The sequence below is a fragment of the Blastococcus sp. TF02A-26 genome (genome assembly GCF_003319125.1).
In the GTDB taxonomy this organism is placed as follows: Bacteria; Actinomycetota; Actinomycetes; order Mycobacteriales; family Geodermatophilaceae; genus Trujillonella.
Genome location: NZ_QOHG01000004.1, coordinates 1 through 24,662, shown reverse-complemented (window position 1 = coordinate 24,662; position 24,662 = coordinate 1). Strand labels below are relative to the sequence as shown.

The following is a 24,662-nucleotide window of genomic DNA, read 5'->3' as shown; positions in this document are numbered from 1 at the left end:
TCGTCGTGCCGCTCCTCCGCGCGGTGCCCGGTCCCCAGGAGTTGCCGAGTGAGTGAGTCACGTCCCCCCACGTCCACGGGCGCCCCGCGCGGCGCGACGCCGATCGGCGCCGGCGGGTCCGGCGGCCGCAAGAAGGGCCTGCTGCTGGGCACTCTGCTCCTGGTCGCGCTGATCGCCCTCTTGCTGCTGCTCAGCCAGTGCGGCGGGGACGACGACGACTCCGAGGGCAACGCCGCCGACAGCACCTCGGAGAGCACGCAGAGCTCCTCCTCGCCGTCGTCCACCGGCTCCGGATCGGGTTCGTCAACGAGCGGTTCCCCGTCGGCCGGCGCGGGCGACGCCGAGGCCGGGCAGCCCGGGTCCGTCGTCGCCGGTGGGCAGTCCGTGCTGCCGCTGGCCACCGCGGCCGACCCGGCCGCGGCCCTCGCTGCCGTCACCGGTCAGCAGGCCACCGGCACGGCCGTCCAGGTCCTCTCCGTCCCGGCGGACGAGGGCTTCTGGGTGGGTACCTCCGACACCGACCGCGTGTGGGTGCAGCTGACCGGTGAGGCCGGCGAGTCGCCCTACCAGGTCCAGGAGGGCGACACCGTCGACTTCGAGGGCACCGTCGTGGCCCACGACGCGGGCTTCGCCGGCCAGGTCGGGGTCGACCCGGCCGAGGGCGCCGACCAGCTGACCCAGCAGGCGCAGCACATCGAGGTCGCCAAGTCCGCGGTCCGGCTCTCCGCCTGACCCGGTGGTCCGGCCGTCGCACGGCGACCCGATCTCCTCCGGCTCCCACCGGGCTGGCGAGATCGGCGCCGTGCGGACGATCGGGCTGCTCGGCGGCATGAGCTGGGAGAGCAGCGCGCCGTCGGCCCCGTCCCGAGGCTCGCCCCGAGCCGGCGAGGGGTGAGGAGGACGGGGTTGTGCCGCTGCTGCACATCGGTGACGTCACCGCCGACGCCGTCCGTGCGGGGGGCCTGACCCCGTGGGGCTGCTCGGCACGGCCTTCACCATGGAGCGGCCGTTCCTGCGCGAGCGGCTCGCCGGGCACGGCCTCGAGGTCGTCGTACGCGGGCCTGGGGACCGGGCGCTGGTGCACCGGGTGATCTACGAGGAGCTGTGCCTCGGGATCGTGCGCGAGGACTCCCGGGATGCTGTCCGGGACGTGGTGTCCCGGCTGGCGGGGGAGGGCGCGCAGGGCGTCGTCCTGGGCTGCACCGAGCTCGAGCTGCTCCTGGGCCCGGACGACGTCGACCTGCCGCGCTTCCCCACCACGCAGCTGCACGTCGCCGCCGCGGTGGCGGCCGCGCTGGACTGAACGGGCCGCCGCCTACGATCGACCGGTGAGCGTGTCCCCCATCCGGCTGTACGGCGACCCGGTGCTGACCACCCCGGCCGCGCCGGTGGTCGACTTCGACGCCGAGCTGCGCACGCTGGTCGCCGACCTCGTCGACACCATGCACGCCGCCGGCGGAGCGGGGCTGGCGGCTCCGCAGATCGGTGTCGGGCTGCGGGTCTTCACCTGGCACGTGGACGGCGAGGTGGGCCACCTGGTCAACCCCGACGTGCAGCTGGTCGGCGAGGAGGAGCAGGACGGGCCCGAGGGCTGCCTGTCGATCCCGGGCTACGCCTACGACTGCCGCCGGCACCTGCACGTGGCCGCGACCGGCTGGAACATGCACGGCGACCCGGTCCGCATCGAGGGCTCGCACCTGCTCGCCCGCGCGGTCCAGCACGAGGTCGACCACCTCGACGGCGTGCTCTTCGTCGACCGGCTCGACCCGGCGGCGCGCGAGGCGGCCCTCGCGGCGCTGGCCGAGGCCGAGTGGGCCGGCATGGGCGCCTGGGTGCCGCGCGTGGAGGTGAGCCCCCACTGAGGCTCCTCTTCGCCGGTACGCCGGCGCCCGCCGTCCCGTCGCTGGACCTGCTCCTGGGGTCCGACCACGAGGTCGTCGCCGTCCTCACCCGGCCCGACGCGCGCAAGGGCCGGGGCCGCTCGCTCAGCCGCTCACCGGTGGCGGAGCGGGCCGACGCCGCGGGCATCCCGGTCCTGCAGCCGCGCTCGCCGCGGGAGCCCCAGTTCCTCGAGCAGCTCGCCGACCTGGCGGTCGACTGCGCGCCGGTGGTCGCCTACGGGGCGCTCGTGCCGCAGGCCGCGCTGGACCTGCCCGCGCACGGCTGGGTGAACCTGCACTTCTCCCTGCTGCCCGCCTGGCGGGGCGCGGCGCCGGTGCAGCACGCGCTCATGGCCGGTGACGAGATCACCGGCGCCTGCACCTTCCGGCTGGAGGCCGGCCTGGACACCGGCCCCGTGTACGGCACGCTCACCGAGGCCATCGGACCGCGCGACACCGCCGGTGACCTGCTCGACCGGCTCGCGGTGAGCGGCGCCCAGCTGCTGCTGGCCACCCTCGACGGCATCGCCGCCGGCGCGCTGGAGCCCCAGCCGCAGCCGACCGACGGCATCAGCCTGGCGCCGCGGATCGAGGTCGCCGACGCCCGGGTCGACTGGGCGCTGCCGGCGCACGTCGTCGACCGCCGGGTGCGCGGGGTGACGCCGGCGCCGGGCGCGTGGACGACGTGGCGCGGCGACCGGCTCCGCCTCGGACCGGTGGAGCCGCTGCCGACGTCGCTGGGCCTGGAGGCCGGCGAGCTGTCGGTGGGGTCCACCGGTGTGCTGGTCGGCACCGGCCGCGGCGCGGTGCGGCTGGGCGAGGTGCAGCCGGCGGGCAAGCGGATGCTGCCGGCGGCGGACTGGGCGCGCGGTGCGCGTCCGGTGCCCGGCGAGCGGGTGGGGACGTGAGCGGTCCGCCCCGGCGCGGCGGCCGGTCCCGGCCCGGCGGGCGGCCGAAGGGCCATCAGGGACAGCGTCCGCGCGCCCAGCTCGACGGCGCCCGGCTGACCGCCTACGACGTGCTCGACGCGGTCTCCTCGCGGGAGGCCTACGCGAACCTGCTGCTGCCGCAGTTGCTGCGCGAGCGGCAGCTCGACCCGCGGGACGCCGCCTTCACCACGCAGCTGGCCTACGGCGCGCTGCGCGCCCAGGGAACGCTGGACGCCGTCCTCGCCACGCTGGTCGACCGGCCGCTGACCGAGCTCGATCCGCGGGTGCTCGACCTGCTCCGGCTGGGCGCCTACCAGCTGCTCGACCTGCGGGTGCCGGCGCACGCGGCGGTGGACACGACCGTCGACCTCACCCGTGCGATCGTCGGCGCCGGGGCCTCGGGCCTGGTGAACGCCGTCCTGCGCAAGGTCGCCGCCGGCGGTGACCGGGCCGCTTGGCTGGAGCGGCTCGGTGCCGACGGCGACCAGCGGCTCGCCCTGGCCACCGACCACCCGCGCTGGGTGGTCGAGGCGTGGCGCGACGCGCTGGGCGACGAGGCGGAGCTGGAGCCGGCGCTGCTGGCCGACGACGCGGCCCCCGAGGTCCACCTCGTCGCCCGCCGGGTGCCGCGCGAGGAGCTGGTGGCGGAGTCCGGCGGCGAGCCGGGACCGTGGTCGCCGTACGCGGTGCGCCTCGGCGGGGGAGACCCCGGTCGCCTGGCCGCGGTCCGCTCCGGCGCCGCGGCCGTGCAGGACGAGGGCAGCCAGCTCGCCGCGCTGCTGCTCGCCCGCGCTCCGCTGGAGGGCCCCGACGCTGCGTGGCTGGACATGTGCGCCGGCCCGGGTGGGAAGTCCGGCTTGCTGGCCGCCGTCCGTCCGGAGGGTGTGCGGCTGACGGCCGCGGACCGCGCGCCGCACCGCGCCGAGCTGGTGCGTCAGGCGCTGGGCGACGAGTCCGACGTCGAGGTGCTGGTGGCCGACGGACGGGAGCCGCCGTGGGCGGCCGGGTCGTTCGACCGGGTGCTGCTGGACGCGCCGTGCACCGGGTTGGGGGCGCTCCGCCGTCGGCCGGAGGTGCGGTGGCGGCGGACGGCCGAGGACGTCGCGCCGCTGGCCGAGCTGCAGTCGGAGCTGCTCGACAGCGCGCTGGCGTCGGTGCGGCCCGGGGGAGTGGTCGCCTACGTGACGTGCTCGCCGCACGCTGCGGAGACCGAGGCCGTCGTGGCTGCGGCGGCCGCGCGCGAGGACGTCGAGGTGCTGCCGGTGGCGCCGCTGTTCCCCGAGGTGCCCGGCGTCGAGCGCGGGCGGTACGGACAGCTGTGGCCGCACCGGCACGGCACCGACGCGATGTTCATGGCCCTGCTGCGCCGCACCCGCTGAACGCGCCGGCGGCTACGGTGTCCGCCCGTGACGTGGCTCCCCGACGACTTCGTCCACCCGCTGCGCGCCGACCTGCCGACCGGCCAGCACCTGCGCCCGATCCGCGAGTCCGACACGGCGATCGACTTCCCGGTCGTGATGGCGAACCGGGAGCGGCTGTGGGCGGTCTACGGCGCGGCCTGGGGCTGGCCACCGGAGACGATGACCGAGGAACAGGACCGGGAGGACCTCGCCCGGCACGAGCGCGAGATCGAGGCGCACGAGAGCTTCAACTACGCGCTGGTCGACGAGGGCGAGACCGAGCTGCTCGGCTGCGTCTACATCGACCCGCCGGAGAAGACCGGTGATGCCGACGCCGAGGTCTCGTGGTGGGTGGTCGAGCGGCTGGTCGGCACCGAGGTCGAGGCCGCGCTGGACGCGTTCGTGCCCCGCTGGCTGGCGGTCGAGTGGCCGCTGCGCCGTCCCCGCCACGTCGGCCGCGACCTCAGCTGGTCGGACTGGATCGCCCTGCCCGACCGCGCCTGACCCCCGTCGAGATCTGCACGGTCGTCGGCATCAGGCGTTGACGGTGACGACCGTGCAGATCTCGTCGAGGGAGCTCAGAAGGGGAACTGGCGCTTCGTGTGCTGGACGCTCACCCAGTGGTCGGTGGTGAACTCGTCGATCGCCCACTCACCGCCGAAGCGGCCCAGGCCCGACTCCTTCTCGCCGCCGAACGCGGTGTTGTTCTCGTCGTTGAGCGGCGAGTCGTTCACGTGGGTCATGCCGGCCTCGACGCGCAGCGCGAACCGGACACCGCGCTCGGTGTCCTCGGTGAACACCGCCGACGACAGCCCGTACTCGGTGTCGTTGGCGATGGCCAGCGCGTCGTCCTCGTCGCGGGCCCGGATGATCGTCACGACCGGACCGAACATCTCGTTCCGCGCGCTCGCGACGTCGTTCGTGCCCAGCAGCACGTGCGGTGGCAGCACCGACCCGATCGGGCCGGTCGGGTCGCCGCCGAGCAGCTGCTCGGCGCCGTCGGACCGGGCCTGGTCGAGCTTCTCCTGGATGCCCTCGAGCTGCTTGCCGTTGATGATCGGCCCGATGACGGTGTCGTCCTCCTGCGGGTTCCCCGCCTTCAGCGACCGCGCCCGCTCGACGTAGCGGTCGACGAACTCGTCGTGCACGGAGGAGTCCACGACGATCCGGTTGGTGATCATGCAGACCTGGCCCTGGTGGAAGAACTTCCCGAAGATCGCCGCATCGACGGCGTAGCCGAGGTCGGCGTCGTCGAGCACGACCAGCGGGCCGTTGCCGCCCAGCTCCAGGGACAGCTTCTTCAGCCCGGCCTTCTCGGCGATGCCCTTGCCCACCGGGGTGGAGCCGGTGAACGACACGACCCGCGGGGTCGGGTGGGAGACGATCGCGTCGCCGATCTCGCTGCCGGAGCCGATGACCACCGAGAGCAGACCCTCCGGCAGGCCGGCCTCCTCGTAGACCTTCGCCAGCAGCAGGCCGCCGGTGACCGGGGTGTCGCCGGCCGGCTTGAGGACGACGGCGTTGCCCAGCGCCAGCGCCGGCGCGACCGAACGGTTGGACAGGTGCATCGGCACGTTCCACGGGCTGATGACGGCGACCACGCCCACCGGACGGCGGTAGACGCGGCTCTCCTTGCCCTCGATGTCGGCCGGCAGGATCCGGCCCTCGACCCGGTACGGGTAGGACGACGCCTCGTGGAAGTCGCGCACCGTGATGGCGAACTCGAACGCCGCCGCCGGGGCCGCGGCGCCGCTCTCCCGGATGTGCCAGTCGACGATCTCGTCCTTGCGGGCCTCCATGATCGCGGCGGCGCGGCGCATCACCTCGGCGCGCTCGCTGGGCAGCCGGCCGGCCCAGTCCCGCTGCGCCTCCTTCGCCTTGGCGTAGGCCTGGTCGAGGTCGTCGGCGTTCGCGAGCCGGATCTCGGTCAGCGTCTCGCCGGTGTAGGGATCGGTGTCGGTGGCGGTCTTCTCGGAGCTGCCGGGGCGCCAGGTGCCGGCGATGGGCATGCGGTCGAAGCCGTCGTAGCGAGCGGGGGTGGTCGAGGCCATGGGTCGTGCCCTACCCGGTGGCGCCTCACGGACACGCCGCCGAGCCTCGGCCGGGAGGGTGGAGCCGCGCCGTCGTCGCCCGGGCCGGGCCACGACGCGGCTCAGGCGACGGCCGAGTGGGTCAACCCCCGCCCGGAGGCGGCGGGACCGGGTGCATCGCCCGAAAGGGGAGGGACGTCGCTGCTTAGACTCAGGCCCCGTGCCCAGGACCCCGCTGATCGCCCCGAGCCTGCTGGCGGCCGACTTCGCCCGGATCGCGGAGGAGACGCAGCGCGTGGCGGACGCCGACTGGCTGCACGTCGACGTCATGGACGCGCACTTCGTGCCGAACCTGACCCTGGGCGGCCCGGTCGTCGAGGCGATCCAGGCGGTGAGCCCGATCCCGCTGGACTGCCACCTGATGATCGAGGCGCCGGAGCGCTGGGCCCCCGGCTACGCCGAGCTCGGCGCGAAGAACGTCACCGTGCACGCCGAAGCCTGCACCGGCGACCCCCGCGGCGTCGCCCGTGACCTCCGGGCCGCCGGCGCCCTCGCCGGTCTGGCGATCAAGCCGGGCACTCCGCTGGAGGACTACGTGGAGATCCTCCGCGACTTCGACACCCTGCTGGTCATGACCGTGGAGCCCGGCTTCGGCGGCCAGTCGTTCATCGCCGACGTCCTGCCCAAGGTCCGCCGGGCCCGCGAGCTCGTCGACGCCGGCCACCTCCAGGTGTTCGTCGAGGTCGACGGCGGCATCAACGCCGACACGATCGAGCAGGCCGCCGAGGCCGGTGCCGACGTGTTCGTCGCGGGCTCGGCGGTCTACGGCGCCGACGACCCCGCCCGTGCCATCGCCGCTCTGCGCGCCCAGGCCGCCGCGGCCCTGACCGGGTGACCGCCCCGTTCGCCGAGCGCCTGGCCATGGCCCGCGCGCTCTCCCTCGGCTCCGCCGTGCTCGGCACGACCAGCCCCAACCCGCCCGTGGGCGCCGTGATCCTGGCCGCCGACGGGACGCCGGTGGGGGAGGGCGCCACCGCGCCGGCCGGGGGTCCGCACGCCGAGGTGGCCGCCCTGGCCGAGGCCGGCGAGCGTGCGAGGGGCGGCACCGCCGTCGTCACCCTCGAGCCCTGCGCGCACACCGGCCGCACCGGCCCGTGCGCCGACGCGCTGCTCGCCGCCGGGATCGCCCGGGTGGTGGTCGCCGTACCCGAGCCGACCGGGCTGGCCGGCGGGGGCGCGCAGCGGCTGCGGGACGCCGGCGTCGACGTGGAGATCGGCCTGGAGCGGGACGCCGCCGAGGCCGGCGCCCTGGCCTCCTGGCTGACCGCGGTGCGCACCCGCCGCCCGTTCGTGCTCTGGAAGGTGGCCGGCACCCTCGACGGGCGGGTCGCCGCCGCCGACGGCTCCAGCCGCTGGGTCACCGGCCCGGAGGCGCGCGAGGCGGTCCACCGGCTGCGCGCCACCTGCGACGCGGTCGTGGTGGGTTCCGGGACGGCGCTCGCCGACGACCCGCAGCTCACCGTCCGCCGTCCGGACGGGACCGACGCCGAGCGCCAGCCACTGCGGGTCGTCGTGGACCGGCGGGGCCGGCTGCCCGCCATCGCCCGGGTCCGGGACGACGCCGCGCCCACGCTCGTCAGCACCGCGGCCGGCCCCGCGGAGCTCCTCGCCGACCTGTACGACCGGAACGTCCGCCGGCTGATGCTGGAGGGCGGCCCCACGCTGACCGCGGCCTTCCTGCGCGAGGGCCTGGTCGACGAGGCGGTCCTGCACCTGGCGCCGAAGCTGCTCGGTGGCGGTGCTCACCTCGTGGGGGACCTGGGAATCAGCTCCATCGGCGACGCGCTGTCCTTCTCGGTCACCGACGTTCTCCAGCGGGGCCGCGACGTCGAGATCCGGCTGCGACCGGACGGGAGGAGCTGACCGTGTTCACCGGCATCGTCGAGGAGGTCGGCACGCTGGTCGCCCGCCACGAGCAGACCGACGCCGCGCAGCTCGCCATCCGCGCCCGCACCGTCCTCGGAGGCGTGGCCCTGGGCGACTCCATCGCGGTCAACGGCGTCTGCCTCACCGTGACCGGCGTCGAGCCGGAGGCCGACGGCGGCGTCTGGACCACCGACGTCATGGCCGAGACCCTGAGCCGCAGCAGCCTGGGCGCACTCTCCGCCGGCGACGGGGTGAACCTCGAGCGGGCGGTCACCATGCAGACCCGCCTGGGCGGGCACCTCGTGCAGGGCCACGTCGACGGCGTCGGCGCGGTGCAGACCCGCACCCCCGGCGAGCACTGGGAGGTCGTCCGCATCGGCCTGCCCCCCACGCTGGCCCGCTACGTCGTGGAGAAGGGGTCGATCACCGTCGACGGCGTGTCCCTCACCGTCAGCGCCGTCAGTGCCGCGGACGACCCCGAGCCGTGGTTCGAGGTCAGCCTGATCCCGACCACCCTGAGAGAGACGACATTGGGCACCCGCACCGTGGGGAGCCCGGTCAACCTGGAGGTCGACGTGGTCGCGAAGTACGTGGAGCGGCTGCTGGGAGCGCAGCGATGAGCGTGGGCGTGCGGCTGGACGGCGTCGAGGACGCCATCGCCGCGATCAAGGCCGGTCGCGCCGTCGTCGTGGTCGACGACGAGGACCGCGAGAACGAGGGCGACCTCATCTTCGCCGCCGAGCTGGCCACCCCCGACCTGCTGGCCTTCATGGTCCGCTACACCTCCGGCTACGTCTGCGTGGCCGTCACCGAGGACGACGCCGACCGGCTCGACCTGCCGCCGATGTACCGGGTCAACCAGGACCGGCACGGCACGGCCTACGCCGTCACGGTCGACGCCCGCGAGGGCGTGACCACCGGGATCTCGGCCGCGGACCGCGCGCGCACCGTGCAGATGCTGGCCGACCCGGCCACCACCCCGACCCAGCTCTCCCGGCCCGGGCACGTCGTCCCGCTGCGCGCCAAGGACGGCGGGGTGCTGCGCCGTCCCGGGCACACCGAGGCCGCCGTCGACCTCGCCGTCCTGGCCGGACTCCGGCCGGCGGGCGTGCTCTGCGAGCTCGTCAGCGAGGAGGAGCCCACCCGCATGGCCCACGCGGCCGAGCTGCGGACCTTCGCCGACGAGCACGACCTGGTCATGGTGTCCATCGCCGACCTGATCGCCTACCGCAAGCGCTTCGACAAGCTGGTGGAGCGGGTGGCCGAGGCGATCGTGCCGCTGCCGGCGGGCACCTTCACCGCCGTGGGCTACCGGAGCTCCTACGACGAGCGCGAGCACGTCGCCTTCGTGACCGGCGACATCGGCGACGGCGAGGACGTGCTGGTCCGCGTGCACTCCGAGTGCCTCACCGGCGACGTCTTCGGCTCGCTGCGCTGCGACTGCGGCCCGCAGCTGCAGGCCGCGCTGGCCACCGTGGCCGAGGAGGGACGCGGCGTCGTCCTCTACGTCCGCGGGCACGAGGGCCGGGGGATCGGCCTGCTGCACAAGCTGCAGGCCTACCAGCTGCAGGACCGCGGAGCCGACACCGTGGACGCCAACCTCGACCTCGGGCTGCCCGCCGACGCCCGCGACTACGGCACCGGCGCGCAGATCCTCGTCGACCTCGGCATCCGGACCATGCGGCTGCTCACCAACAACCCGGCCAAGCGCGCCGGGCTCGAGGGCTACGGGCTCAAGGTCGTCGGCCGGGTGCCGCTGCCGAGCCACGTCACCGCGGAGAACCTCGACTACCTGCGCACGAAGAGGGACCGGATGGGCCACCTGCTCGACATCCTCGAGCCCGACACCGAGCCGGGGCCGGACACCGTCCCCACGGTGCCGGGCACCGACGTCCCGCTGGGCCAGACGGAGCAGCGACTGTGAGCGGTCAGGGGGCGCCCGAGGCCGCGCCGGTCGACGCCGCGGGGCTGTCGCTGGGCATCGTCGCGACGACGTGGCACGCGGAGATCACCGGCGCGCTGCTCGACCGTGCGGTCGCCGCGGCCGTCGCCTCCGGGATCCCGGAGCCGACCGTCGTCCGGGTGCCGGGCGCGGTGGAGCTGCCGGTGGTCGCCCAGGCGCTGGCCGAGCGGCACGACGCGGTCGTCGCGCTCGGCGTGGTCATCCGCGGCGGCACACCGCACTTCGAGTACGTCTGCGACGCCGTGACCGCCGGGCTCACCCGCGTCTCCCTGGACGCCGGCCGGCCGGTCGGCAACGGCGTCCTCACCTGCGACACCGAGCAGCAGGCCCGCGACCGCGCCGGCCTGCCCGGCTCGGCCGAGGACAAGGGCTGGGAGGCCGCCGTCGCGGCCCTGGCCACGGCACTGACCCTGCGCGCCCTGCGCGCGCCCCAGCGCACCACCGGGTTCACCGCGACCCCGGCCCCGGGAGGACGAGCGTGAAGACCTTCGACGAGCTGTTCGCCGAGCTGTCGGCCAAGGTGGCCGACGGCGACCCGGCGTCGGGCACCGTGACCGCGGTGCGCGACGGCGTGCACGCCGCGGGCAAGAAGGTGGTCGAGGAGGCCGCCGAGTCGTGGATGGCCGCCGAGCACGAGGGCGAGGAGCGGACGGCGGAGGAGATCGGCCAGCTCCTCTATCGGGTGCAGGTCCTCATGCTGGCGCGGGGTCTGACCCTGTCCGACGTCTACGCTCACCTCTGAAAAAGGACCCCCGAGCCCCCTACGACACGCTCCGCGCGCCGTGGGCCCCTGCTCGGGGGCCGCCCTGTCATCCCACGTCGGAGGAGACCTCCAGTGCTGCGCGTCGCCGTCCCCAACAAGGGCGCCCTGAGCGAACCGGCCGCCGAGATGCTCGCCGAGTCCGGGTACCGGCAGCGGCGCAGCACCAAGGACCTCGCCGTCTACGACCCCGACAGCGACACCGAGTTCTTCTACCTGCGGCCGCGCGACATCGCCGTCTACGTCGCCGCCGGCACGCTGGACGTCGGCATCACCGGCCGGGACATGCTCCTGGAGACCGCGCCCGCCGAGGGCGCGGGGGAGTCGGCGGTCGAGGTCATGCCGCTGGGCTTCGGGCGCTCGTCGTTCCGCTTCGCCAGCCCGGTCGAGTCCGGGATCGAGAAGATCGAGCAGCTGGCCGGGAAGCGGATCGCGACGGCCTACCCGGTGTTGCTGCGCCGTTACCTGGACGAGAACGGCATCGACGCCGGCGTGGTCAAGCTCGACGGCGCGGTGGAGACGGCCTGCCGGCTGGGCGTGGCCGAGGCCGTCTGCGACGTCGTGGAGACCGGGACGACGCTGCGGGCCGCGGGGCTGCACATCATCGGTGAGCCGGTCCTGGACAGCGAGGCGGTGCTGGTGCGCCGCGGCGGCGCCGAGGAGAACCCGGCGGTGGCCCAGCTGCGCCGTCGGCTGCGCGGAGTCCTGGTGGCCCGGCAGTACGTGCTGCTGGACTACGACTGCCCCAACGACCTGCTCGAGCGCGCGACGGCGATCACGCCCGGCCTCGAGGGGCCGACGGTGAGCCCGCTGCAGACCGAGGGCTGGTCGGCGGTGCGCGCGATGGTGCGGCAGTCGGACACCAACCGGCTGATGGACGAGCTCTGGGAGCTCGGCGCGCGCGCCATCCTGGTCACGAGCATCCACGCCTGCCGCATCTAGGCCGTCAGGCGGGGCGGGTCGCCTTCCCGTCCAGCCAGAGCGTGTCGGAGTCGTCGCGGTGGGAGCCGGTGCTCCCGACGTGCCTGCTGCTGATCCCGGGCCCGTTCTTGATCACGTGCACCAGGGCCATGCCGTGCCCGCGACCGAGTCCGTACTCCTCGGCCAGCCAGGCCAGCACCGGCCCGGCCTTGGTGTCGGGGCCGTCGAAGCCCCGCTCCCGGGCCTGGTCGACCAGCTGACGGGGCGTGAGTCCGGTCCTGTCCTCGATCGCGTCGAGGTAGGCCTGGAAGGACACGAGGGCTCCTGAGGTCAGCGGGGGCGCGTGGTGCGGTCGACGAGGTCGATCGCGGTGCACAGGCCCAGCGCCAGCGCCCGACCGCTGGTCGAGCCGGTGGCCATCAGCCCGGCGATCGCCGGTCCCAGCGGGCGCTCGCCGACGAGCCCGTGCAGGACGGCGGCGTACTCGCCGCTGACCCGTCCCGCCATCGCGTGCCGGAGCAGCGCCCGGGAGAGCTCGGTGGTGCGGCCGGCGGCCAGGGTGTGCACGCCGCTGGCGAACCGGCCGGCCGCGGGGTGGCCCAGGAGCACCAACCCGGCGATGGTGCCGGCCATGACGTCGTCCCCGGCCGGCGTCAGCCCGGGGCCCAGGCCGACGAGCCGGGTCGCGGTGCGGAGGGCGGCGTCCAGGTCGGCCCGGCGGACCGCGCCCCGCAGCGCGGCCAGCGGGCCGCCGGGGCCGCCCGGCAGGCCGGGCAGGTTGAAGGCGCTGTGCGGGCCGTCGCCGTACAGGGCGGTGCGCAACTGGCGGACGCCCTCGGGCAGCAGGGCCGGCCGGGGGCTGGGCAGCTTCGGCCGGGGGTCCCACCAGGCGGCGGCGCTGACGGCGAGGTCGCCGACGACGATGCGGCCGCCACCCACCTCCGCCGGGGCGCCGGCGGGCAGGGCCACCAGCGGCCGCCCGTTGCTCGGCCGGAAGAGGACGCAGCCCAGCGGGAGGCGCGCGGCGTCGCTGGTGAGGATGCCGACGACGTCGGCGCCGCGGTCGGTGGAGACCTGCAGGTAGACGGCGGCGGGGGCGCTGAGCAGCACGCGGGCGGGCCGGACGGGCCCGCGCAGCAACTCGGCCACGCCGGTGCTGGCCGAGGCCGGCACCGCGCTGGCGGCGCGGGACACGGGGGCGGTGCGCGCGGTGGCCCGCGCGGACTCGGAGGGGAGCGGGATCGTGGGGACGCCGGCCCGGGCAGCTCTGCCCCGGGAGGACGCCGAACCGGCCGCGGTGGAGGTGCTGTCGTCGATCGTGCGCATCGGAGGCCCTTCCCCGAGGGTGTGGCAGGAGCTCCCCCTGACCGGTGCTCCTGCCCGGTGCCGTCCCGTCCGCCGGGGGTCAGGACACCGGGGAAGCGGTGGCCACCTACCATCCAGCGGGCGGGGTGGATCCGGAGTTCGAACGTATTCGGCGCGTCGCGGGCCGAAATATGGCGGATCTCGCCAAGAATGACCAGTGTCGGACGGGGACTCCTGACAGAATGGCGTCAATGGTGGGACGACACCAGCAACGCTCCAGATCGGGACGCTTGCACACCGTCATGGCTCGCGGAGGGGGATCACCCGGAGTGACAGCAGGACTCCGCAGCGTCAGTGGAATGTCCGGGGCTACCCCGGGTGGACGATGCGTAAACACGCGTCGTCCGGACGGAGGGGGAGTCGTCCGGTGACCGAGGTCCGACCCCAGCACGCGAGCTGGCAGGAGCGCTCCGGCCTCACCCTCGACGAGGCGCTGACCCTCCCCGGGCTGGCCGGCACCGAGGTCGTCGCCGGCGGCGGTGGCCGGTCGCGGCTGGTCCGCCACATGGTCGTCGACGACCCGGCGGACCCGCTGGCCGTGGCCGGTGCCGACGTGCTCGTCGTCCTGGGCGGGCGGATGCCGGCGGCCGACGCCGCCAACTGCCGCGCGCTGGTCGAGCGGTTGGTCTCCATGGGCACCGCGGCGTTGGCCTACCGGCGCGCCGAAGGGCCATCCCCGGTGCCGCCCGAGGTGCTGGCCGAGGCCGACCGCCGTGACTTCCCCGTCCTGGCCATGCCCGCCACGACCCGGCTGGACGAGGTCGTGTCCGAGGTCCTCGGCGCCGTCGTGGCCAAGCAGGGCGACGCGCTCGCGCTCTCGCTGCGGATGCACGACCAGTTCATCGACGTCGCGCTCAGCGGCGGGGGCCTCGCCGAGGTCACCGACCAGCTGGCCAGCTACCTGGAGGGCGCCGCCGTCCTCGGGCTCGGCCCCGACCGCGAGATCGTCACCAGCGCCGGCCCGCCGGCCGACGTCACCGAGATCAGCGACTGGCTCTGGCTCCTGGACGCCGCCGCCGACGACCTCATGGCCGAGATGGCCCCGGCCCGGCGGATCTCCGGGCAGCGCGCCGTCCAGGCCGCGGTCACCCCGGCCGAGGTGCTGGCCGACGCGGACCTGTCGCCCGCCGACGGCATCCTGCTCGTCCCCGGCCACCACGAGCTGCCCGGCGGGGTGGGGGAGTACGCGGTCGCACCGATCGTCGCCGGAGAACAGCGGCAGGGCTGGCTGGTCGCCGTCCACCGGACCGGGTCGCTGCTCTGGGGAGCGGGCGGTGTGCTGGAGCGCGCCGCGGTCGTGGCCGCGCTGTCGGTCATCCGCCAGCAGGCCGTCCACTCCGTGGAGCTGCGCTTCCAGGGTGACCTGGTGCGCCGGCTCGTCGCGGGGTCGCTGCGGCACACCGAGCGGGTGCTCGCCCAGACCCGCTCGTTCGGCTGGCGGCTCGACGGCGCGGTGATCGTGCTCGTCACGGCGACCGAGACCGCCGCCGACCCCAACGCCGATCCGACCCGCGCCCTCGACGTCCTCGACCGGCTCGCCGACGGCTGGCGCTCGGCGCTGGAGGGCGAGGTGGCCGGTGCCGCCGTCGCGGGCCTGTCGACCGAGATCGTCACGGTGCTCCCGCTCGACGGTCGCAGCCCCGAGGAGATCAGCTCGCTGGTCGCCGCGGTGACCTCCCGGGTCAACGCCAGGGTGCGGCGGGTGGGCCGGGTCCTCGCGACCGGCATCGGCCGGCCCGCCGGGTCGCTCTCGGCCGTCGGCGAGGCCTACCAGCAGGCACAGCGGGCGCTCGGCGTCGGCCAGGAGATCCATGGCCCCGCCGCGGTCACCCACTTCGACCAACTCGGCGTGTTCCGGCTGCTGTCGCTGATCCCCGACAGCACCGAGCTGCGGTCCTACGTCGACGAGGTGCTGGGCTCGCTGGCCGACGCGTCCGACGCCGACTCCGCCGACCTCCGCGAGACGCTGCGGGTGCTGCTGGAGACCAACCTCAACGTGGCCGAGTCCGCCCGCCGGCTGCACTTCCACTACAACACGATGCGGTACCGCATCGGCAAGCTGGAGCGGCTGCTCGGCCCGTTCACCACGGACCCGACACTGCGGCTGAACCTGCTGCTGGCGCTGCACGCGGCGCGGATGCGGGGCCTGGACCAGCCGCACCGCCCACCGGTGGACGCCGGGCTGCTCCCGCCGGACGACGGTCTGGACGCGCTGATCTGAGCGGGCCGGTCGACGCGCTGCTGGCGCGGATGGAGGGGCTGCTCGCGCCCATGGAGGCGACGGCGGACCCGGCGCGGCACTTCCTCGGCACCTACCTGCGGACCACGCGGGCGGTCGGCGCGGCCATCGACGCCGGCCTGTTCGAGGACCCGGCGTGGGTCACCGCCTGGGACGTCGACTTCGCCGGCCTCTACCTCGACGCGCTGGAGGCCCACCGGCGGGATCCGGGCCTCGCGCCCGAGCCGTGGCGGGAGGCGTTCGGGACCCGGGCGGAGGCCCGGCCCGAGGCGCACGTGCTGCTCGGCATGAACGCGCACATCAACTTCGACCTCCCGCAGTCGCTCGTCCGCGTGATCCCGCCGGAGGACTTCGCCGACGAGAGCGTGCTCGCCGCCCGCCGTCGGGACCACGAGCGGATCGACACCGTGCTGGCCGGGCGGGTGGCCGAGGAGGACGCCGCGCTGCAGGCGGCGGGCAGCCGGCGCACCGTCGTCGACCGGCTGGCGGTGGGGCTCAACCGCGGATCGGCCCGGGTGCTGCTGCGGGAGTCCCGGCGCAGGGTCTGGGCCAACACCTCGGCGCTGCACGCCGCCCGGCTGCGCGGGCCGGCGGCGCTGGCGGCCCGTGTGGCGCAGCTCGAACGGCTCAGCGCGGCCCGGGTGGCCGACCTCCGCCGTCCGGGCCCGGTGCTGCTCCGGCTCGCGGTCACCGGCTTCGGCGTCACGCTCCCGCCGGACCGACCCCGCTGAGCCAGGCGTCGATGCCGGCCCGCAGCCGGGCCCTCGTCGCCGCGGGCGCGAACGAGGCGTCCACCGACGCGCGGGCCAGCCCGGCGAGGACGTCGTCGTCCCACCCGAAGGCGTCCCGCACGGCGGCGTACTCCCCGGCCAGCGTCGCCCCGGTCGCGGACGGGACGTCGGTCGAGAGCGTGACCACCAGGCCCGCCGCGAGCATCTGCGGTAGCGGGTGACCGGCGAGCGAGGGGACCAGCCCCAGCGCCACGTTGGAGGACGGGCAGACCTCCAGGGGCACCCCGCGGTCGCGCAGTTCCGCCACCAGCCCGGGGTCCTCGAGGGCGCGGATGCCGTGGCCGATCCGCTCGGCGCGCCCCACGTCGAGGGCCTCGCGGATGCTCGCCGGCCCGGCGGTCTCCCCGGCGTGGTGGACCAGGTGGACGCCGGCCCCGACCGCGTCGGCGAGGACGTCGGCGAACGGGGACAGCGGGTGCTCCTCCGCCCCGGCGAACCCGATGGCGACCACGCCCCGGTCGGCGTACCGCAGGGCGAGGTCGAGCGTCGCCCGGAAGCGCTGGACCGACCGGCGGCGCGGGTGGTCGAGGACCACGCGGACCTCGATCTCGTGCGCGGCCTGCCCGGCGGCCAGCCCGTCGAGGACGGCGGCCAGCGGCATCTCCGGGTCGCCCAGCCGCTCGCCGTGTGCGGCCGCGGTGACCGTCACCTCCGCGTAGCGGACGCCCTGGGCCGCCTGGTCGGCGCAGAACTCGCGGGCGACACGGGCGAAGTCCTCGGGACGGCGCAGGCAGTCCCGGACGGCACCGTTCACCGCCGCGAACGCGGCGAAGCCGTCGTAGGCCGCCGGAGCCGGAGGCAGGACGACGCCCGCGGCATCGGCGAGCTAGGCCACCGTCCCCGGCCGCAGCGTGCTCTCCAGGTGCACGTGCAGGTGCGCCAGCGGCAGCCCCGTCAGCTCACGCGAGGTGGCCACGTTCCTCGCCGAGGTCCGCCCCCTCGCAAGGTCCCGTCGCGAGCCCGCGAGTGACGGGGGGCGAGGCGGTCCTTCTTCAGTCGTGGAAGACCTCGATCGAGGCGCCCATCTCGACCAGGCGCTCGTAGAGGTGCTCGTAGCCGCGGGCGATGATGTCGACGTTGCGCAGCACCGACGTCCCCCGGGACGCGAGCATGGCCAGCAGCAGGCACACGGCCGGCCGCAGCGCGGGCGGGCAGACCACCTCGGCCGCGCGCCACCGGGTCGGGCCGCTGACCAGGACCCGGTGCGGGTCCATCAGCCGGACGTCGGCGCCGAGCCGGGTCAGGTCCGAGAGGTGGATCGCCCGGTTGTCGTAGACCCAGTCGTGGATCATCGTCGCCCCCTCGGCCGCCGCCGCGATCACCGCGAAGAACGGCAGGTGGTCGATGTTGAGGCCGGGGAACGGCATCGGGTGGATCTTGTCGATCGGCGCCCGCAGGTCCGAGGGCAGGATCGTGATGTCGGCCAGCCGGGTGTGCCCGTTCGCGGCCCGGTACTCCGGAGAGAGCGTGTAGCGCAGCCCCATCTCGGTGAGGACGGCGAGCTCGATCTCGAGGAACTCCATCGGTGCCCGGCACACCGTCAGCTCCGAGCGGGTGACGATGCCGGCGGTGAGCAGGCTCATGGCCTCCACCGGGTCCTCGCTGATCGTGTAGTCGACGTCGGCGTCGAGCACCGGCCGGCCGCGCACGACCAGCGTCGTCGTCCCCAGGCCCTCGATCCGCACGCCCAGCAGCTGCAGGTACAGGACCAGGTCGTGGACCATGTAGTTGGAGCTGGCGTTGCGGATCGTGGTGGTGCCGTCGGTCCGGGCGGCGGCCAGCAGCGCGTTCTCGGTGACGGTGTCGCCGCGCTCGGTCAGCACGATGGTGCGGTCGGCGGTGGTCGGCGGGGCGACGGTCGCCTGGTACTCGCCGGCGTGCGCCTCGACCTCCAGGCCGAACCGGCGCAGCGCGATCATGTGCGGCTCGACGGTGCGGGTGCCGAGGTCGCAGCCGCCGGCGTAGGGGAGCCGGAAGGTGTCGGCGCGGTGCAGCAGCGGGCCCAGGAACATGATGATGCTGCGGGTCCGGCGGGCGGCGTCGGCGTCGATCCCGTCCAGGTCCAGCTCGGCGGGGACGACGAGCTCGAGGTCGTGGCCCGAGGCGTCCCAGACGGCCGAGACGCCGATCGAGCGCAGCACGTCGAGGATCCGCTCCACCTCGACGATGCGGGCGACGTTGCGCAGGGTCGTGCGGCCCCGGTTGAGCAGGGCGGCGCACAGCAGGGCGACCGCGGCGTTCTTGGACGACTTGACGGTGACGCTGCCCTGCAGCGGGGTGCCGCCGGTGACGCGCAGGTGGGTGGGGCCGGTGGGCCCTACGGTGATGAGCTCGCTGTCGAGCGCCTCGGAGAGCCGGCCGAGCAGCTCCAGTGTCAGGTTCTGGCCGCCCTGCTCGATGCGGGCGACGGCGCTCTGGCTGGTCCCGAGCCGCTCGGCGAGCTGGGCCTGGGTGAGGCCGCGGTGCTGGCGGGCATCGCGGACCAGCGCCCCGATCTTGTGCATCGCCGTGTCGAGGGGCTGATCCATGAGCGTCACGAGAACGACCGTATCTCGCATGTGAGATAGCGCTGTCGCGGCACGCCGGGCCCGCGGACGGACCGGTCCCGCCAGAATGGCGCCGTGGACATCCTCGTGACGGGGGCCTCGAACAGACTGGGCCCCTCCCTGGTGGAGGCACTGAGGCGCGACGGCGACCGGCTGCGGCTGATGTCGCGGAGAGGCACCGGGCCCGGCGGCGTGCGCGGGGACCTGGCGACCGGGTTCGACCTGCCCGACGCCCTCGCCGGCGCCGAGGTCGTGGTGCACGCGGCGAGCGATGCGCGCAACGCCTGGGAGGTCGACGTCGCCGGCACCCGGAGGCTGGTGCAGGCCGTGGACCGCGACCGGCTGCGGCACCTGGTCTACGTGTCGATCGTCGGGGTCGACCGGATCCCGTGGTCCTACTACCGGGCCAAGTACGCCGCCGAGCAGGTGCTGCTCGCCTCGGGCCTCCCGGTCACCCTCGTGCGGATCACCCAGTACTTCGGCTTCGTCGACGAGCTCCTCGAGACCGCCCGCAGGGGGCCGGTGCTGCCCGTCCCGATGGGCTGGCGTGCCCAGCCCGTCGACGTGCGGGACGCCGCGGCGTACCTCGCCCGGGTCGCCCGGCAGCCACCGACGGGGGGCGTCGTGGAGTTCGGCGGACCCGAGGAGCTCGCCGTCGCCGACATCGCCCGTGCGTGGGTGGCGGCCCGGGAGAGCGGTGGCCACGTGGTGTCCACGCCGGTGCCGGGGCGGCTCAGCACCGCCTTCCGGGACGGCGCGGCGCTGCCCTCCGGCGGCGAGCGCGGGCAGCGCACCTACGCCGCCCACCTGCGCGGATAGGGACACCGTCGGCCGGCGCGCGGTGTCCGGAAACCGCCGGAGGAGTGTCGGGCCCCCGCCCTAGGCTCCGGGGGTGCAGAACTCGTCCGCCCGCGCCCTCCTGGTCCCCGCCGCCGTCGTCGTCACGGTGCTGGCATGGGCGTCGGCATTCGTCGGCATCCGGGCGGTGGGCGAGGACCTCTCCCCGGGCGCGCTGGCCCTGGGCCGGCTGCTGGTCGGCACCGTCGTCCTCGCGCTGCTCGCGCTGGGCCGCGGCTGGGTGGCGCCGACCCGTCGCGAGTGGTCGCTGCTGGCCGTCTGCGGGGTGGGCTGGTTCGCCGTCTACAACGTCGCGCTGAACGCCGCCGAGCAGCACCTGGACGCCGGGACGACGTCGCTGCTGGCCAACGTCGGCCCGATCCTCATCGCCGTCTTCGCCGGGCTGTGGCTGGGCGAGGGGTTCCCGCGCTGGCTGGTCGCCGGCATCGCGGTGGCCTTCGCGGGGGTGCTGCTCATCGGGCTGTCGACCAGCGGTGGTGAGGCGGACGTGGTGGGCGTCGTCTTCTGCCTGGTCGCCGCGGTCGGCTACGCGATCGGCGTGGTGGCGCAGAAGGTGGTGCTGCGCCGGCTGCCCGCCCTGCAGGTCACCCTGACCGCCTGCGCGATCGGCGCGCTGTGCTGCCTGCCGTGGACGGGCGTGCTGGTCGACGACGTCGCCGACGCGCCGCTGTCGTCGGTGCTGGGGATGGTCTACCTGGGCGCGGTGCCGACCGCGATCGCCTTCAGCACCTGGGCCTACGCCCTGGCGCGGACCGATGCCGGCCGGCTCGGCGTGACCACGTACCTCGTGCCGCCGCTGGTCATCGGCTTCGCCTGGATCCTGCTCGACGAGGTGCCGCCGGTGCTCGCGGTCGTCGGCGGTGTGGTCTGCCTGGCCGGGGTCGCGGTCTCCCGGCGCCGCGACCGGGCTCCCGCGATGGCGTCGCAGGAGGCCGCGGTCGCGGGCTGACCGGTGCTCAGCCCTCCCGGGCGGGGGGCACGACCAGGACCGGCCGGTGGGCGCAGTGCAGCACCTCGCGGGCGACGCTGCCCAGCAGCAGCTCGTGCCCGGTCGACAGGCCACGGCTGCCCACGGCCAGGACGCCGGCGTTCCGCTCCCCGGCGAACCCGGCCAGCGCCGCCGCGGTCGCCCGCTCGCTGCCCGGCCGGCCGTGCCGCGGGACGGTGATCAGCTCGGCGCCGTCGGGGGCGGACGGGCCGGGGCCCTCGCCGGGCTCCTCCACGGCGACCAGCAGCCGCTCGCGGTCGGGGAACAGCCGGGCGACGGCCTCGGCGGTGCGGCCGGCCGTGTCCGACCCGTCGGTGCCGACGACGACCGGGCCCGACGCCGCGGCCGTCCACTCGACGGTGGTCAGCGGGTGCGGGACGACGAGGACCGGTACCGGGCTGACGTGGACCACGAGCTCGGAGACGCTGCCCATCGCGGCCTTGAGACCGGTCAGCCCGCGGGAGCCGACGACCACCAGGTCCGCGCCCTGCTCCTCGGCGGCGCGGGCGAACTGGTAGCCGTCGCCGCCGAACGCGCGGAGGACCGAGGCGTCGGCGGTCCAGCCGGCGGCGCGGGCCAGCGCGACACCGTTGCCGGCCAGCCGCTCGGCCTCGGCCTGCCCCTCCCGCTCGAGCAGCTCGCCGAGCTGCTCGAGGTCGGCGGCCCGGCCGGCCAGCCGCTGACGCAGCTGCGGGGAGGTGAAGGGCGGCTGCCACAGGTGCAGGACCGTCGCCTCCGCGGAGGGGACCAGGCGGGCCGCCGCCTCGATGGCGGTCACGGCGCTCGGCGACCCGTCGTAGCCGACCAGCACACGCAGCTTCTGCGGAGACGTCATGGGCACATCCTCTCGGGTCCCTCCCCGATCCGCCGCGAGGGGCCCTCCCTCAGAGGTAGGCGCGGGGGTCGACGGCGGGCGGGAGCTCACCGGGCACGATCCGCCGCCCGGTGACCTCCTGCGGGATGAGCCGCAGCCAGTGGCCGTGTTCGCCGGGCGCCCAGGGCTGCGCGCCGCTGGCGTGGGTGCGCGCCACGAGCTCGGCGCGGTGGTCGTCGCCGACCTCCTCGGCCAGCGCCCGGACCAGCACGCTCCATCCGCTGCGGGTGCGGCGGTCGACGTCGTCGACCTCGAACACCACGTTGGCGTGCCGGGCGGCGGTGAGCTTGCTGCCCGGCTGGGTGCGGATCACGATCGTCGTCCCGTCCAGGGCGTAGTTGACGGGGACGACGATCGGGAAGTGCTCGGCGTTGATCCCCAGCCGCCCGAGCTCGTGCGTACCGAGCAGGCGGTAGCACTCGTCGACCGGGATGACGTGCATCGTCGCGGAGTCCTCGGCGCTCATGCGCCCATCCTGGGTCAGGTGTCGCGACGGCGGCGAGGCGTGGCCCACGGGTCGTCGGGGTCGAAGTCGTCCGTGGCTGACGCGTCGTCCTGGGCCGGGGGAGCGTCCGGGTCGGCGTCGGGGCGTCCGGTCGCCGCGGCACGGGCGGCAGCCGCCTCGAGTGCCTCGTCGCGCTCGCGGGCGCGCCGGATCCGCTCGGCGCGGGCCTGCTCGCGCAGCGCCCGGCGGCCGGTGGCGGCCTCCGAGACCGGCCGGTCGACCACGACGAGGAGGCCGATCCCGGCGATCACCAGCCCGAGGGGGAGCGGGTAGGCCGCGGCCCGCTCGGTGCCGCCCTCGCCGAGGTACCCCGTGACCCCGGCCAGGTAGAAGACGGTCATCGCGGTGGTGAACAGGCCCAGCAGGGCCAGGACGGTGCCCAGGGCCTCCGACCGGGGGCGCACCGCGTACGCCGTCCCGATCAACCCGATGCCGCTGCCCAGCAGGTACAGGAAGGCCCCGAACCGGTGGGCGGTGTCGTCGTCCCCGAGGGGGAACAGGCCGACGACGACCACGCCGACCGCCGCCGCCGTCAGCATGGCGGTGGCCACCTGCCCGCCGCGGCCCGGCAGCGCCGGGCGCAGCAGCACCAGCCCGGCGACGATCAGCACGCCCTGCGCGACGAACGAGGCGTTCATCAGCGTCTGGCCGCTGGAGGCCGACGAGCCCAGGAGGCTGATGACGTCGTCCACCCGGGAGTAGGCCAGTTCGTACTGCGCCTGGACGACGGTCTCGACCACGAAGAACTGCAGGGTGAGCAGCCAGAGGAGGGCGCCGAGGCGCAGCCGGGTGCGGGTCACGGCAGCCATGGTCCCAGCCGGTCCCGGGCCGACGACGGCAGCGCCACCCGGGCGCGGACGACGGCGAACTGGTCGGGGGACAGCCACGAGGGGTTGCTGCCGGCGGGCATCCGCAGCACCTCCGCGCCGGCGGCGACCGGATCGGCGAGCAGCTCCGCCCGCGGCACCGGATCGGCGAGCAGGGTGAGATCCAACGCCACCTCCGGACCGCCGGTGGCCTCGGCGGGCCCGTCGGCCAGGACGCCCACGGCGTGCACCCCGGGGGCGGTCCGCCCACTGACCCACAGCAGGCAGGGGTCGCCGGCGCGCATGAGGTCCAGCCGGTAGGACCGGCGCAGGCAGCGGTCCAGCCGGCGCGCGGAGCCGGCCTCCCACGCCGGGTCGATCTGCTCGGGCGGCCGGCTGCTCTTGACCACCCAGCAGGCGACGTCGGCCGGGGAGAGGCGGGTCACCGGCCCAGCCAAGCAGGCCGCCGACCCCGCGGAGGACCATGGGGCCGTGACCTCCGCCGCGCCGCCGCCCGGGCGCGCGGTGGCCGACCGGCCGCCGGAGCAGCTGCCCGAGGGGCACCGCGCCGGCTCACCCGGGCTGCGCCGGGCATCGGGAGCGGTGTTCCTGGCCGGGCTCGCGGTGTTCGCGATGCTGTACGAGCCGCAGGTGCTGCTGCCGGAGCTGACGCGGGCGTTCGGGGTCGGCCCGGAGGCCGCCACCCTCGCCGTCTCCGTGGCGACGGCGGGCCTGGCCCTCGGGCTGCTCGTGCTGGGGCCGGTCTCCGACCGACGGGGCCGCACGGCGATCCTGCGCTCCAGCCTGGTGGTCTCGGTGGTGCTGGCCGCGCTGCTCGCGGTGGTGCCCAGCTGGGAGCTGCTGCTGGTCGTCCGCGCGCTGCAGGGGTTCGCGCTGGCCGGGCTGCCCGCGGTCGGCGTCGCCTACCTGCGCGAGGAGCTGCACCCGTCGGTGTCCTCCCGCGGCATCGGCCTGTACGTCGGCGGGACGGCGATCGGTGGGCTGTCGGGGCGGGTGCTGGGCGGGCTCCTCGCCGACCTCGGCGGCTGGCGGACGACGATGGCCGGCATCGCCGCCCTGGCGGCGGTCTGCGTCGCCGCGGTGTGGGTCCTGCTGCCGCCCTCGCGCCGGTTCCGGCCGGTCCCGCGCACCGGCCGGCTGCTGCGGCAGCTGGGCGCGGCCTTCACCGATCCGGTCCTGCTCGGCCTGTACGCGGTGGCCGCCCTGCTGATGGGCGGCTTCGTGGCGGTCTACAACGCCGCGACGTTCCGGCTGGAGGAGCCGCCGTACGGGCTGGCGCCGTCGGTCGCGGGCCTGGTGTTCCTCGCCTACCTGCTGGGCTCGGTCAGCTCCCCGGCGGCCGGCGCGCTGGCCGACCGGTGGAGTCCGCGGCTCGTGGTGCCGCTGGCCGCGGCGGTGATGGCCGGCGGGGTGGTGCTGACGCTCGCCGCGCCGCTGTGGGTGTTCGTCGTCGGGTTGTGCGTGCTGACGACGGGTTTCTTCGCCGCGCACGGGGTGGCCAGCTCGTGGGTGGCCACGCGGGCGGCGTACGGGGCCCGGGCGGTCGGTCAGGCCGCCTCGCTGTACTCGTTCTGGTACTACGTCGGCTCGTCGGTCGGCGGCACCGTCGCCGGCCGGGCCTGGGCCACGGGTGGGTGGCCGGCGGTGGTGTGGCTGGCCGGCGGGACGAGCGCCGCCGCCCTCGTGCTGACCGTCGTCCTCGGTCGCACCCGGGCGCTCGCCCCGCCCGCGCCCTAGTGGTCCTGCCTGTTAGTTCGGCGGTGTATGCGGCTGCCGCCAGATGGTGGGGTCGCTGAGGTAGAGGCCGCAGGCGCAGTCGAGGGCTTCCTCGGGGCTGCCGGTGGTGTCTCCGGTGGGCAG

At 75.5% G+C, this 24,662-nt stretch carries 27 protein-coding genes; 18 read left to right on the top strand and 9 right to left on the bottom strand.

Annotation, left to right across the window (positions count from 1 at the left end):
• Positions 1–48: 48 nt before the first annotated feature.
• The 6 genes from DQ240_RS05455 to DQ240_RS05430 all read left to right on the top strand — a co-directional run bounded on the left by DQ240_RS05455 (position 49) and on the right by DQ240_RS05430 (position 4,713).
• Entirely contained in the window at positions 49–732 is a 684-nt protein-coding gene (locus tag DQ240_RS05455; protein ID WP_113838620.1) for a hypothetical protein, read from the top strand.
• Positions 733–970: 238 nt separating this feature from the next.
• Positions 971–1,303, top strand: a complete 333-nt coding sequence (locus DQ240_RS05450) for an aspartate/glutamate racemase family protein (protein ID WP_199589090.1) — start codon at positions 971–973, stop codon at positions 1,301–1,303.
• 25 nt (positions 1,304–1,328) lie between these two features.
• Positions 1,329–1,862 (top strand): peptide deformylase, encoded by a 534-nt coding sequence (gene def / locus DQ240_RS05445; RefSeq protein WP_113838619.1) that lies wholly within the window; start codon positions 1,329–1,331, stop codon positions 1,860–1,862.
• On the top strand, positions 1,811–2,788 hold the full coding sequence (gene fmt, locus DQ240_RS05440; RefSeq protein WP_233498523.1) for a methionyl-tRNA formyltransferase: 978 nt from the start codon (positions 1,811–1,813) through the stop codon (positions 2,786–2,788). The genes def and fmt overlap by 52 nt, the downstream gene beginning before the upstream one ends.
• The gene (locus DQ240_RS05435; protein ID WP_113838618.1) at positions 2,785–4,188 is read left to right on the top strand and encodes an RsmB/NOP family class I SAM-dependent RNA methyltransferase; all 1,404 of its coding nucleotides are present in this window, start codon (positions 2,785–2,787) and stop codon (positions 4,186–4,188) included. Before fmt ends, DQ240_RS05435 begins: the two co-directional genes overlap by 4 nt.
• Before the next feature lie 27 nt (positions 4,189–4,215).
• Positions 4,216–4,713, top strand: coding sequence for a GNAT family N-acetyltransferase (locus DQ240_RS05430; protein ID WP_113838617.1), 498 nt, complete (start codon positions 4,216–4,218; stop codon positions 4,711–4,713).
• A 74-nt stretch (positions 4,714–4,787) separates the two neighbouring features.
• Here DQ240_RS05430 and DQ240_RS05425 read toward each other — a convergent pair whose 3' ends face one another.
• Positions 4,788–6,260: an aldehyde dehydrogenase family protein gene (locus DQ240_RS05425; protein ID WP_113838616.1), complete on the bottom strand. Its 1,473-nt coding sequence runs from the start codon at positions 6,258–6,260 to the stop codon at positions 4,788–4,790.
• 199 nt (positions 6,261–6,459) lie between these two features.
• Here DQ240_RS05425 and rpe point away from each other — a divergent pair, with 199 nt between their 5' ends.
• From rpe to hisG, 7 genes are all read left to right on the top strand, one after another.
• Positions 6,460–7,134 carry a ribulose-phosphate 3-epimerase gene (gene rpe / locus DQ240_RS05420; RefSeq protein WP_113838615.1) on the top strand — a complete coding sequence of 225 codons (675 nt, stop codon included), beginning with the start codon at positions 6,460–6,462 and terminating at the stop codon, positions 7,132–7,134.
• A complete protein-coding gene (gene ribD, locus DQ240_RS05415; protein ID WP_233498522.1) occupies positions 7,131–8,162 on the top strand; it encodes a bifunctional diaminohydroxyphosphoribosylaminopyrimidine deaminase/5-amino-6-(5-phosphoribosylamino)uracil reductase RibD in 1,032 nt (343 codons plus the stop codon). The genes rpe and ribD overlap by 4 nt, the downstream gene beginning before the upstream one ends.
• A gap of 2 nt (positions 8,163–8,164) precedes the next feature.
• Positions 8,165–8,785, top strand: coding sequence for a riboflavin synthase (locus DQ240_RS05410; protein ID WP_113838614.1), 621 nt, complete (start codon positions 8,165–8,167; stop codon positions 8,783–8,785).
• Positions 8,782–10,089: a bifunctional 3,4-dihydroxy-2-butanone-4-phosphate synthase/GTP cyclohydrolase II gene (locus DQ240_RS05405; protein WP_113838613.1), complete on the top strand. Its 1,308-nt coding sequence runs from the start codon at positions 8,782–8,784 to the stop codon at positions 10,087–10,089. The genes DQ240_RS05410 and DQ240_RS05405 overlap by 4 nt, the downstream gene beginning before the upstream one ends.
• Positions 10,086–10,610 (top strand): 6,7-dimethyl-8-ribityllumazine synthase, encoded by a 525-nt coding sequence (gene ribH, locus DQ240_RS05400; protein ID WP_113838612.1) that lies wholly within the window; start codon positions 10,086–10,088, stop codon positions 10,608–10,610. Before DQ240_RS05405 ends, ribH begins: the two co-directional genes overlap by 4 nt.
• A complete protein-coding gene (locus DQ240_RS05395; RefSeq protein WP_113838611.1) occupies positions 10,607–10,870 on the top strand; it encodes a phosphoribosyl-ATP diphosphatase in 264 nt (87 codons plus the stop codon). The genes ribH and DQ240_RS05395 overlap by 4 nt, the downstream gene beginning before the upstream one ends.
• Before the next feature lie 93 nt (positions 10,871–10,963).
• Positions 10,964–11,830 (top strand): ATP phosphoribosyltransferase, encoded by an 867-nt coding sequence (gene hisG, locus DQ240_RS05390; protein WP_113838610.1) that lies wholly within the window; start codon positions 10,964–10,966, stop codon positions 11,828–11,830.
• 4 nt (positions 11,831–11,834) lie between these two features.
• Here the strand turns inward: hisG and DQ240_RS05385 are convergent, their stop codons facing one another.
• Together DQ240_RS05385 and DQ240_RS05380 are read right to left on the bottom strand one after the other, a co-directional pair.
• The gene (locus tag DQ240_RS05385; RefSeq protein ID WP_113838609.1) at positions 11,835–12,125 is read right to left on the bottom strand and encodes a DUF4287 domain-containing protein; all 291 of its coding nucleotides are present in this window, start codon (positions 12,123–12,125) and stop codon (positions 11,835–11,837) included.
• Between the two features lie 14 nt (positions 12,126–12,139).
• Entirely contained in the window at positions 12,140–13,135 is a 996-nt protein-coding gene (locus DQ240_RS05380) for a DUF2877 domain-containing protein (RefSeq protein WP_113838608.1), read from the bottom strand.
• Between the two features lie 406 nt (positions 13,136–13,541).
• On the opposite strand from DQ240_RS05380, the gene DQ240_RS05375 reads away from it, so the two are divergent.
• Positions 13,542–15,395, top strand: a complete 1,854-nt coding sequence (locus tag DQ240_RS05375; RefSeq protein WP_233498521.1) for a PucR family transcriptional regulator — start codon at positions 13,542–13,544, stop codon at positions 15,393–15,395.
• Positions 15,392–16,144 carry a DUF5995 family protein gene (locus DQ240_RS05370; protein ID WP_113838606.1) on the top strand — a complete coding sequence of 251 codons (753 nt, stop codon included), beginning with the start codon at positions 15,392–15,394 and terminating at the stop codon, positions 16,142–16,144. The genes DQ240_RS05375 and DQ240_RS05370 overlap by 4 nt, the downstream gene beginning before the upstream one ends.
• On the opposite strand, the gene add is transcribed toward DQ240_RS05370, so the two are convergent.
• Together add and DQ240_RS05360 are read right to left on the bottom strand one after the other, a co-directional pair.
• Positions 16,116–17,006, bottom strand: coding sequence for an adenosine deaminase (gene add / locus DQ240_RS05365; RefSeq protein ID WP_255410875.1), 891 nt, complete (start codon positions 17,004–17,006; stop codon positions 16,116–16,118). The genes DQ240_RS05370 and add overlap by 29 nt on opposite strands.
• 190 nt (positions 17,007–17,196) lie before the next feature.
• Positions 17,197–18,732 (bottom strand): UDP-N-acetylglucosamine 1-carboxyvinyltransferase, encoded by a 1,536-nt coding sequence (locus DQ240_RS05360; protein WP_233498553.1) that lies wholly within the window; start codon positions 18,730–18,732, stop codon positions 17,197–17,199.
• A gap of 93 nt (positions 18,733–18,825) precedes the next feature.
• Between DQ240_RS05360 and DQ240_RS05355 the strand changes: the two genes are divergently transcribed.
• Positions 18,826–19,569, top strand: a complete 744-nt coding sequence (locus tag DQ240_RS05355; RefSeq protein WP_113838605.1) for an SDR family oxidoreductase — start codon at positions 18,826–18,828, stop codon at positions 19,567–19,569.
• 73 nt (positions 19,570–19,642) lie between these two features.
• Positions 19,643–20,557, top strand: coding sequence for a DMT family transporter (locus tag DQ240_RS05350; RefSeq protein WP_113838604.1), 915 nt, complete (start codon positions 19,643–19,645; stop codon positions 20,555–20,557).
• 7 nt (positions 20,558–20,564) lie between these two features.
• On the opposite strand, the gene DQ240_RS05345 is transcribed toward DQ240_RS05350, so the two are convergent.
• The 4 genes from DQ240_RS05345 to DQ240_RS05330 are packed head-to-tail and all read right to left on the bottom strand — an operon-like array spanning position 20,565 to position 23,227.
• Positions 20,565–21,431 carry a universal stress protein gene (locus DQ240_RS05345; protein ID WP_113838603.1) on the bottom strand — a complete coding sequence of 289 codons (867 nt, stop codon included), beginning with the start codon at positions 21,429–21,431 and terminating at the stop codon, positions 20,565–20,567.
• 49 nt (positions 21,432–21,480) lie between these two features.
• Entirely contained in the window at positions 21,481–21,936 is a 456-nt protein-coding gene (locus DQ240_RS05340; protein WP_113838602.1) for a pyridoxamine 5'-phosphate oxidase family protein, read from the bottom strand.
• A 14-nt stretch (positions 21,937–21,950) separates the two neighbouring features.
• Entirely contained in the window at positions 21,951–22,784 is an 834-nt protein-coding gene (locus DQ240_RS05335; RefSeq protein ID WP_113838601.1) for a DUF998 domain-containing protein, read from the bottom strand.
• The gene (locus DQ240_RS05330; protein ID WP_113838600.1) at positions 22,772–23,227 is read right to left on the bottom strand and encodes a hypothetical protein; all 456 of its coding nucleotides are present in this window, start codon (positions 23,225–23,227) and stop codon (positions 22,772–22,774) included. The genes DQ240_RS05335 and DQ240_RS05330 overlap by 13 nt, the downstream gene beginning before the upstream one ends.
• A 46-nt stretch (positions 23,228–23,273) precedes the next feature.
• On the opposite strand from DQ240_RS05330, the gene DQ240_RS05325 reads away from it, so the two are divergent.
• A complete protein-coding gene (locus DQ240_RS05325; protein ID WP_233498519.1) occupies positions 23,274–24,539 on the top strand; it encodes an MFS transporter in 1,266 nt (421 codons plus the stop codon).
• The last annotated feature ends 123 nt before the right edge of the window (positions 24,540–24,662 follow it).

What these genes read in the sequence shown, in the direction of transcription:
- DQ240_RS05425 (WP_113838616.1), bottom strand. Translation starts at nt 6,260, where the DNA reads ATGGCCTCGACCACCCCCGCTCGCTACGACGGCTTCGACCGCATGCCC.
- DQ240_RS05405 (WP_113838613.1), top strand. Translation starts at nt 8,782, where the DNA reads ATGAGCGTGGGCGTGCGGCTGGACGGCGTCGAGGACGCCATCGCCGCG.
- DQ240_RS05380 (WP_113838608.1), bottom strand. Translation starts at nt 13,135, where the DNA reads ATGCGCACGATCGACGACAGCACCTCCACCGCGGCCGGTTCGGCGTCC.
- DQ240_RS05360 (WP_233498553.1), bottom strand. Translation starts at nt 18,732, where the DNA reads ATGGATCAGCCCCTCGACACGGCGATGCACAAGATCGGGGCGCTGGTC.
- DQ240_RS05345 (WP_113838603.1), bottom strand. Translation starts at nt 21,431, where the DNA reads ATGACGTCTCCGCAGAAGCTGCGTGTGCTGGTCGGCTACGACGGGTCG.
- DQ240_RS05340 (WP_113838602.1), bottom strand. Translation starts at nt 21,936, where the DNA reads ATGAGCGCCGAGGACTCCGCGACGATGCACGTCATCCCGGTCGACGAG.
- DQ240_RS05335 (WP_113838601.1), bottom strand. Translation starts at nt 22,784, where the DNA reads ATGGCTGCCGTGACCCGCACCCGGCTGCGCCTCGGCGCCCTCCTCTGG.